The 14635-nt window shown below is 70.5% G+C and carries 21 protein-coding genes and 1 pseudogene; 18 read left to right on the plus strand and 4 right to left on the minus strand.

From position 1 onward, the window contains the following. Positions 1-23: 23 nt before the first annotated feature. The 3 genes from ACGFWI_RS00895 to ACGFWI_RS00905 all read left to right on the plus strand — a co-directional run bounded on the left by ACGFWI_RS00895 (position 24) and on the right by ACGFWI_RS00905 (position 3575). The gene (locus tag ACGFWI_RS00895; protein ID WP_393903736.1) at positions 24-839 is read left to right on the plus strand and encodes a Tat pathway signal sequence domain protein; all 816 of its coding nucleotides are present in this window, start codon (positions 24-26) and stop codon (positions 837-839) included. Positions 840-891: 52 nt separating this feature from the next. Further along, on the plus strand, positions 892-2232 hold the full coding sequence (locus ACGFWI_RS00900) for a copper amine oxidase (protein ID WP_393903737.1): 1341 nt from the start codon (positions 892-894) through the stop codon (positions 2230-2232). Positions 2233-2333: 101 nt separating this feature from the next. After that, positions 2334-3575 carry an SAV2148 family HEPN domain-containing protein gene (locus tag ACGFWI_RS00905; RefSeq protein WP_393903738.1) on the plus strand — a complete coding sequence of 414 codons (1242 nt, stop codon included), beginning with the start codon at positions 2334-2336 and terminating at the stop codon, positions 3573-3575. Between the two features lie 115 nt (positions 3576-3690). Here ACGFWI_RS00905 and ACGFWI_RS00910 read toward each other — a convergent pair whose 3' ends face one another. After that, positions 3691-4494, minus strand: coding sequence for an SDR family NAD(P)-dependent oxidoreductase (locus ACGFWI_RS00910; RefSeq protein WP_393903739.1), 804 nt, complete (start codon positions 4492-4494; stop codon positions 3691-3693). 306 nt (positions 4495-4800) lie between these two features. Here ACGFWI_RS00910 and ACGFWI_RS00915 point away from each other — a divergent pair, with 306 nt between their 5' ends. Continuing rightward, positions 4801-5520, plus strand: coding sequence for a 3'-5' exonuclease (locus tag ACGFWI_RS00915; protein WP_393903740.1), 720 nt, complete (start codon positions 4801-4803; stop codon positions 5518-5520). Positions 5521-5656: 136 nt separating this feature from the next. Here ACGFWI_RS00915 and ACGFWI_RS00920 read toward each other — a convergent pair whose 3' ends face one another. Next, on the minus strand, positions 5657-6547 hold the full coding sequence (locus ACGFWI_RS00920) for an aminoglycoside phosphotransferase family protein (protein ID WP_393903741.1): 891 nt from the start codon (positions 6545-6547) through the stop codon (positions 5657-5659). Positions 6548-6794: 247 nt separating this feature from the next. On the opposite strand from ACGFWI_RS00920, the pseudogene ACGFWI_RS00925 reads away from it, so the two are divergent. Then, positions 6795-7526 (plus strand): annotated as a pseudogene (locus ACGFWI_RS00925) (carbohydrate ABC transporter permease); the annotation flags it as partial. An 86-nt stretch (positions 7527-7612) separates the two neighbouring features. Here the strand turns inward: ACGFWI_RS00925 and ACGFWI_RS00930 are convergent. Continuing rightward, a complete protein-coding gene (locus ACGFWI_RS00930) occupies positions 7613-8893 on the minus strand; it encodes an integrase (RefSeq protein ID WP_393903742.1) in 1281 nt (426 codons plus the stop codon). Positions 8894-9319: 426 nt separating this feature from the next. Then, positions 9320-9748 (minus strand): helix-turn-helix domain-containing protein, encoded by a 429-nt coding sequence (locus tag ACGFWI_RS00935; RefSeq protein WP_393903743.1) that lies wholly within the window; start codon positions 9746-9748, stop codon positions 9320-9322. 176 nt (positions 9749-9924) lie between these two features. Here ACGFWI_RS00935 and ACGFWI_RS00940 point away from each other — a divergent pair, with 176 nt between their 5' ends. The 13 genes from ACGFWI_RS00940 to ACGFWI_RS01000 all read left to right on the plus strand — a co-directional run bounded on the left by ACGFWI_RS00940 (position 9925) and on the right by ACGFWI_RS01000 (position 14635). Beyond that, positions 9925-10182: a helix-turn-helix domain-containing protein gene (locus ACGFWI_RS00940; protein ID WP_393903744.1), complete on the plus strand. Its 258-nt coding sequence runs from the start codon at positions 9925-9927 to the stop codon at positions 10180-10182. 1 nt (position 10183) lies between these two features. Continuing rightward, entirely contained in the window at positions 10184-10420 is a 237-nt protein-coding gene (locus ACGFWI_RS00945; protein ID WP_393903745.1) for a hypothetical protein, read from the plus strand. A gap of 106 nt (positions 10421-10526) precedes the next feature. After that, positions 10527-11006, plus strand: coding sequence for a hypothetical protein (locus tag ACGFWI_RS00950; protein WP_393903746.1), 480 nt, complete (start codon positions 10527-10529; stop codon positions 11004-11006). Next, the gene (locus ACGFWI_RS00955; RefSeq protein ID WP_393903747.1) at positions 11003-11554 is read left to right on the plus strand and encodes a hypothetical protein; all 552 of its coding nucleotides are present in this window, start codon (positions 11003-11005) and stop codon (positions 11552-11554) included. The genes ACGFWI_RS00950 and ACGFWI_RS00955 overlap by 4 nt, the downstream gene beginning before the upstream one ends. After that, entirely contained in the window at positions 11554-11937 is a 384-nt protein-coding gene (locus ACGFWI_RS00960; RefSeq protein WP_393903748.1) for a hypothetical protein, read from the plus strand. The genes ACGFWI_RS00955 and ACGFWI_RS00960 overlap by 1 nt, the downstream gene beginning before the upstream one ends. Beyond that, complete coding sequence (locus ACGFWI_RS00965) at positions 11934-12170, plus strand: hypothetical protein (RefSeq protein WP_393903749.1); 237 nt, start codon at positions 11934-11936, stop codon at positions 12168-12170. Before ACGFWI_RS00960 ends, ACGFWI_RS00965 begins: the two co-directional genes overlap by 4 nt. Next, on the plus strand, positions 12167-12361 hold the full coding sequence (locus tag ACGFWI_RS00970) for a hypothetical protein (RefSeq protein ID WP_393903750.1): 195 nt from the start codon (positions 12167-12169) through the stop codon (positions 12359-12361). Before ACGFWI_RS00965 ends, ACGFWI_RS00970 begins: the two co-directional genes overlap by 4 nt. Continuing rightward, on the plus strand, positions 12358-12561 hold the full coding sequence (locus ACGFWI_RS00975) for a hypothetical protein (protein WP_393903751.1): 204 nt from the start codon (positions 12358-12360) through the stop codon (positions 12559-12561). The genes ACGFWI_RS00970 and ACGFWI_RS00975 overlap by 4 nt, the downstream gene beginning before the upstream one ends. After that, entirely contained in the window at positions 12558-12791 is a 234-nt protein-coding gene (locus ACGFWI_RS00980; RefSeq protein ID WP_393903752.1) for a hypothetical protein, read from the plus strand. Before ACGFWI_RS00975 ends, ACGFWI_RS00980 begins: the two co-directional genes overlap by 4 nt. Further along, positions 12788-13360: a hypothetical protein gene (locus tag ACGFWI_RS00985; protein ID WP_393903753.1), complete on the plus strand. Its 573-nt coding sequence runs from the start codon at positions 12788-12790 to the stop codon at positions 13358-13360. The genes ACGFWI_RS00980 and ACGFWI_RS00985 overlap by 4 nt, the downstream gene beginning before the upstream one ends. Beyond that, the gene (locus tag ACGFWI_RS00990) at positions 13357-13626 is read left to right on the plus strand and encodes a hypothetical protein (RefSeq protein WP_393903754.1); all 270 of its coding nucleotides are present in this window, start codon (positions 13357-13359) and stop codon (positions 13624-13626) included. Before ACGFWI_RS00985 ends, ACGFWI_RS00990 begins: the two co-directional genes overlap by 4 nt. After that, positions 13623-13808: a hypothetical protein gene (locus ACGFWI_RS00995; RefSeq protein ID WP_393903755.1), complete on the plus strand. Its 186-nt coding sequence runs from the start codon at positions 13623-13625 to the stop codon at positions 13806-13808. The genes ACGFWI_RS00990 and ACGFWI_RS00995 overlap by 4 nt, the downstream gene beginning before the upstream one ends. After that, entirely contained in the window at positions 13805-14635 is an 831-nt protein-coding gene (locus ACGFWI_RS01000) for a hypothetical protein (protein WP_393903756.1), read from the plus strand. The genes ACGFWI_RS00995 and ACGFWI_RS01000 overlap by 4 nt, the downstream gene beginning before the upstream one ends.

A 14635-nucleotide genomic window follows, 5' to 3' on the forward strand; every position in this document is an offset into this window, starting at 1 on the left:
GGACGTGACAACAGGGGGGAACCGTGCACCACCTGATGCACCGCCACCTCGGCAAGGTCCTCGCGGGCGCCGCCCTCGCACTGACCGGCACCGCCGTCATGGCCGCGATCACCTTGCCCGCCGGCGCCGGCGCCGCGGACGGAACGAACGGCGGGAGCCGGCCCGCCGCGGCCGGCCCGCCCGCACCGGGACACGACCCGGGACCACCGCCGCCCGGCGTCGTCGAGGCAGCCCGCCCACAAGGGGAGCGCGGCCGTGGACGGGACCCGCTCACCGACGACGAACTCCGGCGCGCCGAGGACCTGGCGCTGCCACGTACCCGGCGCGGCGCCGCCGCCGATGTCACCGGACGGCCCGGGCCCGAACGCCTCACCACCGACCTGGCCGAACTCGCGCCCTCGGAGACCGGGCTCGCCGGCCCGCCGCGCCGGGCGCTGGTCTCCTTCTACGACTACAAGAGCGACAGCTACGTCACCAGGACCGTCAACCTCACGACCTCGAAGGTGGAGTCGACGGACACCCAGCACGGCGTCCAGCCCCCGCCCAGCCACGCCGAGGCCGTCGAGGCGGCCCGGCTGCTGATCGCCGCCCCGCTGGGCTCCGGGCTGCGCCAGGACTATCGCGACGCCACCGGACGCGACCTCACCGGGCCGGATCCGCTCGCCGTGACCGGTTTCGTCTACCGCGGCCGCGCGGAAGGCGAAGCGCCGGGCGCCCTGGGTGACTGCGGGCAGCACCGCTGCATCCGCCTCTTCACCAAGGTGAAGAACGGCCGGTGGATCGACACCCGCCGCTTTGTGATCGACCTCAGTGCCCGCACCGTCGCCCGCCTCGGCTGACCGCGCCCCGGTACCGCCGACCCCCACCACTCCTTTCCCAGGAGCCCCTCACATGCCCCGAAGACGCCCTGCCGGCACCCGCCGCCCGCGCCGCCGCGCCGCGGTCCTCACCGCCGTCCCCCTGCTGCTCATGGCGACCGCCCTGCTGACCGGCCCGTCGGCCCAGGCCGTGCCCGAAGCCCCCGCCGCTCCGGGCGCCGGCGCCCCTGCCCCCCGCTGCAGCGCCGCCTACCGCATCACCCAGACGCTCGACGGCGGCACCGTATGGCGGATGTGCTGGCACTACGAAGGCAATGCCGGCCTCGTCCTGGACGACGTCTCCTACCAGCCCAAGGGCGAACGCGCCCCGATCAAGGTGCTCACCACCGCCAAGCTCGCCCAGATCCATGTCCCCTACGACGACGGCGGGAACGAATACGACGACCTCACCGGTCAGGGCTTCGCCCAGGGCCTGATGAAGCTCGACCCCGCCGAATGCCCCGGCGGCACCATCAAGACCGTCCGGGTCCCCGGGGCCTATGACGCCGCGCACCCCGACGTCAGCGGCCTGTGCGCCACCACCCGCGCCCGCGGCCACGCCTACCGGATGGGCCCCTACCCCGGCGAGCACGCCAAGACCTACCAGCTCCAGGGCAAGGACCTGCTGCTCTACACCGTCAACAAGGTCGGCTGGTACGAGTACATCAGCGAGTGGCGGTTCTCCGGCGACGGCACCATGACCCTGCAGGCCGGCGCCACCGGCACCGTCTCACCCGGCGACTACGACGCCGGCGACGGCCGTGGCGCGCCGCTCGGCAAGGGCGCCAAGGACTACGCCACCAGCCACAGCCACAACGTCTTCTGGCGGCTGAACTTCGGCTTGGACGGCTCCGCCGCCAACAAGGTCGAGCAGTTCGACTCCGCCACCACGGTCCGGCCCGGTGGCCGCACCCCCACCATCCGCACCACCCGTACCCCCGTCACCAAGGAGCTGGCCGGGGACTCCGGCGCGCTGCGCTGGTGGCGGGTGGTGAGCGCCACCGGCAGGAACCAGGACGGCCACCCGCGCTCGTACGAGATCGTCCCGGGCGCCACCAGCAAGTACACCGGGCGCAGTTACACCACACACGACATCTACTTCACCGAGTACAACAAATGCGAGCAGTTCGCCAGCAACAACCTGGCCAACTGCGGCGCGCATGCCGGCAAGAGCGTCGACACCTGGGTCAACGGCCAGCCGCTGAAACACCCCATCGCGTGGGTCAATATCGGGTTCCATCACATCGCCAGGGACGAGGACCAGGAGCCCATGCCTGTTCACTGGCAGGGATTCCAGCTGGTGCCCCGTGACGTCACCGCTATGAATCCGCTCACTCCACCCGCGCTGGCCGGGCACAACGGGCACTATGGATAAGGGGAGTTGGTAACCGACTCGATCCATCCTGCTGCACCGTCTCCCGCACCGCAGTAGTCTGCCTTGATCGTTGGCACGGGGGTTCGGGAAGGCGGTGGCAGGTGAGCGGCGGGCTGGAGTTGCCCCCTGGTGACGAGAGTCATGAGGGCCATGAGGGCGGCTCCCTCGACGCACCGCCCGGCGCGGTGTCCCTGGCGCGGCCGCTGGAGATCGGGGCGGAGCTGGACTGGGGCGCCGACGCCTGGAGCGAGGTGCGCACCCGCGCCCGGCGGGCCGGCCGCGCCTACATCTGGCTGAATCTCGTCGAGCAACGGCTGCGGGCCGTCGTCTCGGCCGTCCTGCGGCCCATCTACGAGCCGGTGCACGGCGACGAATGGGTCATCGCCGCGGCCGGGCCCGCCGGACAGGAGTGGGTCCAGCGCGCGGTCGCCGTCCGCGAGGTCAGCCGCCGCAAGGGCTACCTCCTCGACCCCGCCGACGACAACATCGTCAGCTTTCTGACGCTCCCGCAACTCCGCGAACTGATGGTCCAGCACTGGCCCTGCTTCGAGCCGTACTTCGACGACCGCCGCGACGTCGAGCTGGCCCTCGACGAACTGGAGGTCGCCCGCAACATCGTCTCCCGCAACCGCGCCCTGTCCGAGACGGTCCTCGCCCAGGCCGAGCGCGCCTCCGCCCGCCTCCTGGACATACTCGGCTCCGGCGTCGGCACCCGTATCTCCGGCCGGCTGCCCATCGACGCGGTGGAGGACCTCGTCGGCGACCGCTACGCCGACGTGATCGGTGTGCACTCCGACCGGGTGCGGCTGCAGCGCCAGCTCCCCGCCGAGGACCTCTTCGGCAACGCCCGCCGGCTCGACGCCGTCGGCATAGGGCTGAACCTCCTGGTCCAGAACTACTCGGGTCGCCGCCTGGTCCGGCTCGCCGAATCCGGCTGCCGCGTCCGCCTGCTCTTCCTCAACCCGGCCAGCAGCGCGGTCCGCCGCCGGGAGCGCGAAATCGGCCTGAAGAAGGGCGAGATGAGCCGCTCTATCGAGATGAACATCCTCCATATGCGACGGGTGCGCGCCCGGCTGCGCGACCCCGGTGCCTTCGAGATCCAGGTCTTCGACGAGACCCCGCGCTTCACCGCCTACCTCGTCGACGGTGACGGCCCCGACGGCGTGGCCGTCGTCCAGCCCTACCTCCGCAAGAGCCGTGGCATGGAATCCCCCGTCCTCGTCCTCCGCGGCGGCGGCCGGGAGGTCGTCCGCCAGGACGCCCGGGACGGCGACCATGGCCTCTTCGAGACCTACCGGGAGGAATTCGAGAGCATGTGGGCGGATTCGCGGCCGGTTTCCTGACCGGCTGCCGCCCCATCACCTGCGGGCGACACCGGCGGGCGGCACCGGAGGGTGCCGGTCGGAGGGGGAACGGGGAGAGGAGCGAAGGGGCCGGGAGGTACGACACGGGCGGGCCTTACGGCGTCCCCGTGATCCCTCCGTCGACCCGCAGCTCGATGCCGTTGACGTAATCGGCCAGCGGGCTCGCCAGGTAGGCGACCGCGGCGGCGATGTCCTCCGGGCGCCCCAGCCGTCCGCTCGGGTTCGGCGCATACCCGGCGACGATCTCCGCTTCGTCCGGTCCGCCCTCCGGGTCCGTCCCGGTGCCGTCGCCCGCCGCCGCGCGCTCCTCGAACATCCGGGACATGGAGGGGGTGACGATCACCCCCGGGCTCACACAGTTCGCGGTGACCCCGGTCCCGGCGAGGTGCCGGGCCAGGCTGGTGGTCATGTTCACCACGGCGGCCTTGGCCGCGGAGTACGCCACCATGTTGGGCAGCGGTGTCCGCACCGCCCGGCTCCCGATGGTGATCACCCGGCCCCAGCCGTGCGCACGCAGCGACGGCAGCAGTGTCTGACTGACCCGCACGGTCGGCAGCACATTTCCCTCGAAGGCGGCCCGCCAGTCGGCCGGCCGGGAAGTCTCCCAGTCGTGCTCGGCGAACGGACCGGCATTGTTGACGAGGATGCGGGCCCCGAAGTCGCGTGCGGTGAGGGCGACCTGTTCGGCGATGCCCGGTTCCGTCAGATCGCCGAGCACCACTTCGGCCCGTACGCCGCGGGCCGCGACCTGCTCGGCGACGACCGCCGCGGCTGCCGCGTTGCGCCCGTGTACGAGGACCTCGCAGCCCTCGTCGGCCAGCATCTGGGCGATCGTCGCCCCGATCCCCGAACTGCTGCCCGTCACCAGCGCGCCGTGTCCTGCCAGCCGTAGGTCCATGGCGGTCAGCCTAGGGCCTGACCCGTCGGACCGGGCCGAGGTGTATTGACCCGGAGCATTGACCGCACGGCTGGGGGGCGGGTTGCCGTTGGGTGCGGTGCGGCAGCGGTTGCTGCCCTGCCGCGACGGGTGGCCGGTCGATTGTCAGTGGTGCGTGCGAGAGTGGGCGGGCAACGGGGGAAGTACCACTGAAGGAGGCCGCATGAGCGAGCGCAGCGTGGGGGTCTCCCCGGCCCAGGGCCGGGGGAGAGGCAAGGAGAGGGGCGCGCCGAGCGAGTGCGAGGCCGAGCGAAGCGAGGTTTCGGCATGAGTTGGCATCAGGAGCTGCTGGTCAGCTTCGACCTGGAGACCACAGGCACCGATGTCGAGCGGGACCGCATCGTCACCGCCGCGCTGATCCGGCTGGAGGGGGACGGCCGCGCGGTCGCGCAGCACACCTGGCTGCTCGACCCGGGGGTGCCGATTCCCGATGAAGCGGCGGCTATTCACGGCATTTCGACCGCATATGTCCAAGAGCATGGCCGACCGCCGGCGACCGCAATAGAGGAAATTACCGAGGCACTGGCCGATGCCCTGCGCGCGGACATCCCGCTGGTGGTGATGAACGCCCGCTATGACCTCTCCCTTCTGGACCGCGAGTGCCGGCGCCACGGCCTGCGGACACTGACCGAACGACTCGGACACGCCCCCGCGCCGGTCATCGACCCCCTCGTCCTGGACAAGCATGTGGACCGCTACCGCAAGGGGAAGCGCGCGCTGCAGGCGCTCTGCGGTCACTACGGCGTCCGGCTCGACGGCGCCCACGAGGCGGGCGCCGACGCGGCGGCCGCGGCCGGGGTCGCCCGGCGCATCGGGGAGACGTTCCCGGCCGTCGCCATCCCGTCGCCCCGTGCCCTGCACGCCCTCCAGGAGCAGGTGGCCGCCGAACAGGCCGCCTCGTTCCAGGCGTATTTGCGGCGATCCGGCGACCCACAGGCGATAGTCGAGCAGGCCTGGCCCCTGATCCCGTACCAGGCCAAGGCCTGAGCCGGAGCGGCAGTGCGCCGGCACGGCCGTGCGGCGGGCCGGACCCCGCGAACTCCCGCCACACCAGGGCCCTCCCGGCACAAACAGGGTCCTGTCTCCGCTCAGCAGGCCCGGCCCCGGGCTCCGGCCGCCCCGCTCAGAAGGGGTACCACCGCACCGTCGCGTCCTTGTCGCGCAGTGAGGCGATCCGGCGCCGGAACTCCTTGAGTGCCGCCGGGTTTCCGGGCGCGTGCTGGGACACCCAGGCGCAGCTCGCCGTCTCCCGGGACCCGCGCAACACGGCGCAGCCCTCCCAGACCCGTACGTCCCAGCCGTATACGGACACAAAGGTGTCGTACGCGTCCGGGGACAGGCCGTAGCGGTCCCGGCTCAACGCCATCACGACCAGGTCGTGTTCCCGCAGATCGGAGGAGAAGGTTTCCAGGTCGACCAGCACCGGTCCGTCGGGCCCGACATGAACGTTGCGGGTCAGCGCGTCGCCGTGGATGGGGCCGCGGGGCAGATGCGGCTCCAGGGCCGTGGCGGCCGCCGCGAACGCATCCCGCCGCCCGCGCAGATACTCCGCGTCCGGCGCCGACACGGCGTCGCCGGCCAGCCGCAGCCAGCGCTCGACGCCACCGAGCAGTTCGCGCCGGGGCAGCGCGAACGGCGGCTCCGGCAGGGCATGGACCAGCTTCAGCAGGGCGGCGAGATCGTCCGGCCCGGCGGGGCGGACGGCCTCCGGCAGCCGCTGCCAGTACGTGACGGGGTGTCCGTCGACCAAGGCGGCCACGGACTCCGCGGCCCGTACGGCCGGCACCCCCTCGGCCGCCAGCCACCGCGCCACCCCCAGTTCCCGCTCGGCCCGCTCCAGGAGTTCGGCGCTGCGGCCCACCCGTACGACCGGCCCGTTGTCGCCGAGGGCGAAGACGGCGTTCTCGCCGAGCGAGAGCAACGCGGCGTCGGCTGCCGCATCGGGGCGTCCGGCCGCGGCCAGCACGTCCCGGGCGCGCGCTTCCGTGAAGGCGGCGGGGCTCGGTTCGGTCATCGGAATGCCTCCTGCGGTGCGTGAACGCGACCAGTGTCGCAGGTCCGTCGGAGCCCCCAGGGAGACCTCCCAGGTGGGGAGATCCTCCGGGGAATCCGGCCAGGACCTTGACGGATGTGGCCGCCGTCACGACGATGACGGCGGCCGGGAGCGGCCGACGGGGGAGAGGGGGAGCGATGGCAGCAGTGCCGACGGCGGGGGTTCACGGCGGAAGACCGACCGAGCCGTGCCCTGAGGAGTCCCTGCCGTGACGTTGGCGACCGCGCCACAGCGGTCAAACGCAGCTGCCGCTGACCGTGCCACCCGAACCCGGCGCGATCACGGCGCCTGGTTCCTCGTGCTGCCTGCGCTGATCCCGATCCTGGTACTGAGCGTGGGGCCGCTGCTCTACGGCATCGGACTCGCGTTCACCGACGCCCAGTCGGGCCGGACCCAGGCCACCCGCTTCGTGGGGCTGCTGAACTTCTCCGATCTGTTCCAGGACTCCCTGTTCTGGGACTCCTTCCGGATCGGCCTGGTCTGGGCGTTCGGGGTCACCGTCCCGCAGTTCTTCCTCGCCCTCGGTCTTGCCCTGCTGCTCCATCTCCCCCTGCGGCTGCGCTGGCTGGCCCGGGCGCTGGCGATCATTCCGTGGGCGATGCCGGAGATCGTCGTCGGCATCATGTGGCGGCTGGTCTACCACCCGGACGCCGGCATCCTGAACGAGACGCTGCGCGGCCTCGGCCTGTCCGGAGCCGGCGATGGCCGGGACTGGTTGAGCGGCCTGGCCACCGCCCTGCCCGCGGTCATCGTCGTCGGCATCTGGGCCGGGATGCCGCAGACCACCGTGACCCTTCTGGCCGGTCTGCAGCATGTGCCACGCGAACTGCACGAGGCCGCGGCCATGGACGGCGCGGGCGCCTGGCGCCGCTTCCGTACCGTCACCTGGCCCGCTCTCCGGCCCATCGCGCTCTCCGTCACCGCGCTCAACTTCATCTGGGAGTCGATCCATTGGGGTCTTGAATCGCCCTGACCTGCGGTTCCCTTGATCAAATGATCCGGGATGGGAAACGACTGGGAGATGATCTAGGAATCGGTTTCCCGAAGCTGCTTCTGCAGCTCCTCCCAACGCCCCTGCAACGCCTTCATGATGGCACGCTCCATCGGCACCGTCACGCTGGAGTAGATCCCCTCGACACCCGGCACCTCATGCCCCATCCGCGACTCCACGGCGAACTTCGAGTGCCCGTCCTCGTCCAGCCACGCCTTGTGCCCGTGCCGCAGCAGATATAGCCGCTTGCCCTTGAACGTCGGCACGGCCGGGATAGCCGGCCGCGGCTTCCGCACGCGCGGCCCTGAGCGCTCATCGGCGCCGTCCGCGATCGGACGCCAGTACTTGTAGTCGAAGTTCACCGCGCCCAGGCTCCCGCCCTGGATCGCAGGGAACACCCACTTGCTGTCATGGCTCGCCAGCAGCTTGTCCAGCATCTCCGCCAGCAAGACCGGCACCACGAGCGTGCGGTGAGAGTCGTACTTCGGGGGGAAGAACTGCAACGTCCCCTCTGAGTACTGAACTTGGCGTTCAACACGGATCGCCGGCATCAGGCCCTCGCCCTTGCCGTACCGCTCCATGTCCTCCTCGTACCGCTCCTCATCGTCCGGGTCCGTCCGCAGGTCGGCGCCCGGCCAATTCGGGTAGCAGTACTCACGCGTGAGCCCGTACAGCTCCCCCGGCCGCATCCCGGTCATCGCCATCGTCCAGATGAACACGTAACCGGGGAACCCGAAGAACGCTTCTGCGTTGCGGGCAAGCTGCTCGACGACGAGCGCGCCCACATCCTTCTTGCGTTCCTTCTTCTTCTTCGTGAACTTCCCTCGTCGTCGCGTGCGTTCGACGGGCGACGTCTTGATGAGCCGAGGCACGGCGTCGTCGAGAACCATGCCGAAGACCATCATCACGTTCTTTGCGCTGCCTGCGCCGACGGCCCGGTTGACGTGCTTCCGGAAGGCGCGGTATGCGAGCACGTCGATCTCGGCGACGGTCTTCCGAATGAAGTACGGGCGGATGTGGTTTTCTACGCTGGACTTGTAATTCCGCTCGGTGAGCGGTGCGTGGTCCATGCCGGCCAGCCAGTCGTCCAGCCAGTCGGTCATGAGGGTGGCGCCGTCGCGGTTGCTGACGTGGGTGCCGTGCCGGATCTCGTACAGCTGGTCCCGGCCGTGATCCATGGCGGTCTCCTCGTCGAGGAACCCGCCCTTGGACTCGTACCGTTTGCGCCCATTGGGCAGATACTCGCCGGTCCACCACTTCACGCGGCAGGTGCCGCCGCGCCACTCGATGTGGATGTGTTCGTCGGGCCGGGCCATGACCCCTCCCCTCTTACGACAGCGAGGCCGGCGGAAGAATCCGCCGGCCTTCGCGCTGACTGCCTAGTGTGCCGTGTGGAAGACGCAGCCGCCGCACGTAACGCAGTCCAATCCCTCTCGCCGGGCCAGTTCTTGGAGTGCTTGTCGGGCACGGCCGTCGAACTGGACCTTGGGCGACGCTACACAGAGTGCTGTGTCCCTCCCCGCAGGCTTGCTGATCGCCCCGGTGAACGACCTACCGAGGTCGGCTATCACGAGCTTGCCGTGCCGCACCATTGGCTCCCTGGATCGATGGGAACCCCCCAAGGCGTTCACCCACTGTCGCATATTCAACAGCTTCTGTGACCGCTTCGCAGCTCACTGATTCCGCTTGTGTACGTTGCGTGTCGATAACCGGGAAAGGTTGTGCGGCGGCACCTTGATCTTTTAGATCAGGCCCCGCGCCTTAAGGATGTCGACGACCTTTGCCCCCAGTTCGCGGATCTCCTGAGCTGTGAGGTTGTTCGTGACGGCGATCGATGCGGACTCGACCGACTGTCGCACCGCGTCGCCCATGTCCTCCACGGGCACGGTGGCGGCCACGACGCCCGGGGCGAGCTCTTTTGGATGAAGCACGACCGGATCGCGCCCTGCGGCGACGGACATGCAACTGCCGGCCGCCCACGACAGAGCCTTATCAATCTTGGCGTAGTTGACGTCCCGGATCGCCGCGCCTTGTTCGAGGCGCGTCCAGGTGCCCTTGGCCAGCCCGACGGTGCGCGCGATGGCCTCTCTGCCCATACCGAGGTCATGGCGGCGGGCCGTCACGTAGCTGGCTAGGCGATCTAGGTCGCGGTCCTTGGGGGGGGTGGCCATGTCGACATCTTCCCAGGACCGGCCAGGACCGACCAGCACGGGGGGTCAGGTAGACCGAAATTGGTACGCGAGTCGCATTCTGTTGACCTGTGTTGCACCGAGATGTCCTTGAGCGTTGAACCATGTAGGGTCAACTAGGGCTTGCGTGACGGGTCAACTAGGGTTAACTTCTACTCATGCACAGACCCCACCCCACCATCCCGGTGAACGGGGCGGCGATACGCACAACCCGCTTGGACGCAGGGCTCAGCACGGCCGAGACGGCCAGACGCGCAGGCATCAGTGACTGCTATCTCCGGCACCTCGAAACGGGCTACCGCGACCGCATGGGACCGGGGCGATACGCCGCACTCCGTAAGGCGCTCGGCCTCCCGGCCAGCGACAGACGGCTCTTGACCCCGGCCCCACCCGAGGACCACGCACAGGAGCAGTGACGTGATCGATAAGGCGATTTACCACAAGCCCGCCAAGCCGGCGGATCCCAACGCGGAATACCTGACCGTCCAGGAGACGGCCTACGTCATGCGATGCAGCGTGAACACGGTCCGCCGACGGCTCCGCGTCCTCAAGCGGGGCGGCGGCCCGGGACGGCGGCTTTCGGTCAGCCGCGACGACCGCAAGGCCCTCCACGCCGATGCCGCGAAGCGTCGGCGCACGGCCCTCGCCGCCTGAACTTCCGCACCCCTGACGCGAGTCGGGGCCGCAACCGGCTGGTACCCGGCGCGACCCCTGAACGGCTCGCCTCACCACTCCAGTTCCCAGAGAAATGAGGCTCCCCGTGAGCATCAACCTTACCCAACCGGCCAGCGCGAGCGCTGACCCGCGGTCCTCGTACCTCGTCGCGCTGAGCGTCGCCGAGCAGATCATCAGCGCCTCGCCGGTCATGCCCAACTCCGTCACCGCCAGCCGCTACGGCGAATGGGACGGCAAATACGGCCTGATGCTGCACCTGGCGAGCCCGTCCGACGTGGCCGTGTTCGCCCGCTGGATCGGCGCCCACGTGGTCAACATTGCGCATCCTGAGGGCAAGTATCCGTTCGAGGCCGCAGCGACCGGAGTGTGGCACGGCTGCCCGTTCCGCGCCTGGGTTCTCCACACGGATGCCGCGTGGGTGCAGCGGCAGCAGGACAAGGCCGGGGAACTGGCTGCGCAGGCGCACGACATGTACGACCTGAACGCGGACTCGGCGCACGTGGTCCCGGGCTGCGCGCCGTACGGATGCCTGGCCGCGGCGGCGGACGCCGAGGTGACGGCGTGAACGCGCGGATGGTGTCCCAGGCGTCGGACCTGATCTGCCGGACGATGAAAACCCGCGTGACGCCGGCGGGCATCGCCGCTGCTCTGGACGCGGCGGGGATGCTCCAGTCGCCGGAGACCGCCGCCGAGCTTGAGCGGCTGCGGGCGCGGGTCGCCGAGCTTGAGAACCCGGCACCGCCGGCCGAATACCCGTCCGCGCTGCCGTGGGCCGAGCTCATGGACGACGAGGACCGCGCGGACTTCCTGGACGAGCTTGCTGCCTCCTCCATCACGAACGCGGACAGTAAGACGGCTCTGGCTGAGGTCGAGGACACCTGCGGCCGGTGGCGGGCAATCGCCGAGGCCCAGCACGCGCACAACACCGCACCTGGCCCGGACACTCAGGAGCCGGAGCACCCCGCGCCGTGCCGGTGGCCCGCGTCCCCGGGCTGCGCCTGCGCTGGCCCCGTGCCGTACGCGCTGACGACTCAGGCCACCAGTGCGCTCGCTGGTCCGTCCGTCGACAAGCTGCGCGGCATCCTCGCGCCCAGCCCGAAGGCGGGTGGGTGATGAGGCACATCACGGTCCGCCGGACCCCGTACGGGATGGTCGAGCTCGACCTGACCCGGGATGCCGAGGCGCTGCTCGACCGGCTCGCCGAACTGCACGGCACTGACCCGACCATCGTCGATGACCTGCTCGGCGCGCTCGGCTCGGCGCTGGCGTTCCGAGACCGGTCGCGGCAGGAGGACGACGACACCCGCGCCACGCTCGCCGCGGCGCAGGCCGACGCCGCCCGGGACGAACTGGTGGCCCGCATGGCCGCCGTGCACGCGGACGGCATGCGGCCGGTGGTCGCCGAACTGGCACGGCAGGACGCCGTAGCCCTGGCCCGCGAACTCACCGCGGCGGCCAGCCCGCACCCGGTACAGAGCGTGCGAGGTGCCGCATGAGGTGCGATGACATCTCGTTCGATCTGGCTGCTGATCACTCTGCCGAGAGTCAGGACCAGTCCTCATTCCTCCTCGCCTACTCCAGCGGCCGTAGCCGAGTCCGGCAGGGCTGTGACGTCGAGGCTGACTGGCTGCTGCTGAAGGCGAGCGCACGCACCTCGCCCGCGATGCTGGCCGGCTTCATCGAGGGCCTGGCCTCCACCCGGGAGCTCCCGAAGGGCGGTGGCCGATGACCGCGATCGTCCTGATCAAGCTGCGCTGCGACGGCGTGGAACGTGGTCACCGGTGCGCGCGGGAGCTGCACGCCCCGGACGGCGTCAACAAGATCGCCGCTTTGCGGGCCATCGCGTACCGGGTGCACGGCTGGTCGACGCGGGGCCGGGACCTGTGCCCGTCGTGCCGGGCCCGGGAGGTGGGCGCGTGATCCGCCGTACTTCCGGAATCGGCCGGCCGGAGCCCGAGTCAGAGGTGGAGCCGCGGGGCCGCGCCGTCCCGCTTCCGGGCCGGGCCTCGGAGGAGGAGCGGGACCGGGCCCGGCTGTACGCGGCCAGCCGCGCCACCAACGCCGACGACCTCCGCACGCTCCTCGACGCGCTCGGCCTCAACGACGGGAGCGACCAGTGAACCCCACCGACCACGACCGGCGGCAGGCGCTCGCCGCGGCGATCCGGCGCCAGGGCGGCGAGTGGACGAAGCGCCGGGTGCTGCGCCTGTGGAACGCCGCCGGCTACCCGATTCCCCGCAGCACCCACACGGCCCGCCGTGACCTCTCAGTCCTCCAGCGCCGCGGCCTCCTGCTCTGCCACGAGACGCCTGGCCGCCGCTTCTACACCTGCAAGGACGATGCCCGATGAAGTGTGAAGAGCCGTACCCGCAGGGCTCCTACGAGGAGTGCCAGCGCGACCTGGGACACGGTGGCCAACACGACTACCTCGGCACCAAGTGGTCCCGCCCGGAGCCGGCCGAGCCCGACCTCGATGTTGCTGACCTGCTGGAGCGTTCCCAGCCGCCTCGTACGTGGGGCGTGGACAAGCGGAGTTACCCGGTCGTCGTGGTGGAGACCATCACCCGCATCGTGTGGGTGGATGCCGAGTCCGAGGACGAGGCGCTGGCCTACTGGGAGGACGACTACTCCGACCTTGATCTGAAGTCCTCCGACGTAGTTGACGGCGACCTGGAGTTCCAGCGGCCGGACGAGTGGCAGCGGCAGGACGCTCTGCAGCACCGGCACCACGGGCGGAAGGTCGGACCCGAGTTGCAGTGCCCGGATTGCCGGGGGCTGTCGTTCACCCGCGAGGCCTACCACGACCCGTACCGCCGATGCCACGGGCAGATCGAATGGCGACAGTGGCCGACCGGCCGGGGTGCCTCCCGCGTCTTCGCTGCCCGCCCGATGCCCGCCCGCAAGGCGGTGACGGCATGAGCGAACGCACCGAGATCGTGACGATCCTGCAGCCAGCGGGCGCGGTCCCGCACCCCAGCCGATACACCCACACCGACGTGGACGGCGACCGCCTGCTGATCAGCACAGCACTCTTCGATGACGGGACGCCCGGCATCTACTTCCGGACCGACCCCAACGGTTCGTCCGTTCCGCTCACCGACCTGCCCGGCCTGATCGCCCAGCTGCAGGTCATCGCTGACGCGTCACGAGACGAAGCCGAGGCCGAAGGCGGTGATGCCCGATGAGCGGCACCTTCGACGGCTACCACCAGCGCCGCACCGACACCGGCCGCGCCCGCACCCGGCGCGAGGCGCTCGACGCCGCCACCTACGACCAAGCAGCCGCCCCCGCGGCGGCCGGCTGCCTCATCATGCTCGCCCTGCTGGTGGCCACCATCGCCACCGCGCTGGGGGTGACGCTCGGATGACCAACCCTCGCCACGCGCAGGACACCGAGCGGGGTCGCTACTACCGCGACCCCGCCGGGGGCCCGGACCTGGTGTCAGTCACCAACGTGATCGGCACCGCCGTCGCAAAGCAGGCGATCGTCCCCTGGGCGGTGAAGCTCACCGCGGAATGGGTCCTAGCCCACCGCATCGAAGTCGCCCGACGCGCCATCACCGACCGCGAGAACCTGCTCAAGGACATCAAGCGCGTCCACCGAGACGCCCGCGACCGGGCCGCCGACCTCGGCACCCGCATCCATCACCGCGCCGAACGCATGGCGCTCCGGGCCCCGTTTGAGGCAGACACCCAGGTTGACCCGTACGCACGGCAGCTCACCCTGTTCTGGCAGCGGTGGGGCATCGACCTCGACCAGCACATCGTCGCCGCAGAGATCACCTTCGTACACCGGCGCCTCGGCTACGCCGGGACCGGCGACTGCATGCTCTGGCTCCCGACCGGCCCCCGTGGCCGCTGGGAACTCTGGCTGATCGACTACAAGACCAGCGCCACCCGGCCGGCGTCCTCCGTCTACCCGGAGAACTCCCTGCAGCTGGCCGCTCTGCGCTTCTGCGAGGCCGTGCTGCTGCCGGACGACACCGACGGCGACGTACCCCGCATCGAGCGGACCGGCGTCCTCAACCTCCGCCAGCGCTCCCACGCGCTCGTGCCGATGCCGGGCAACCGGCGCGCATTCCGGGCGTTCCGCGGCGCCCTCGAAACCACTAAGTGGCTGCACGCCACACCCACCACGTACCCCGCGCTGCTCCCGCCCCGCGCGGTCGAGCGCAAGAACCGAAAGGCGGCGTGA

Origin of the sequence: Streptomyces sp. NPDC048434 (assembly GCF_043200375.1) — a bacterium.
In the GTDB taxonomy this organism is placed as follows: Bacteria; Actinomycetota; Actinomycetes; order Streptomycetales; family Streptomycetaceae; genus Streptomyces.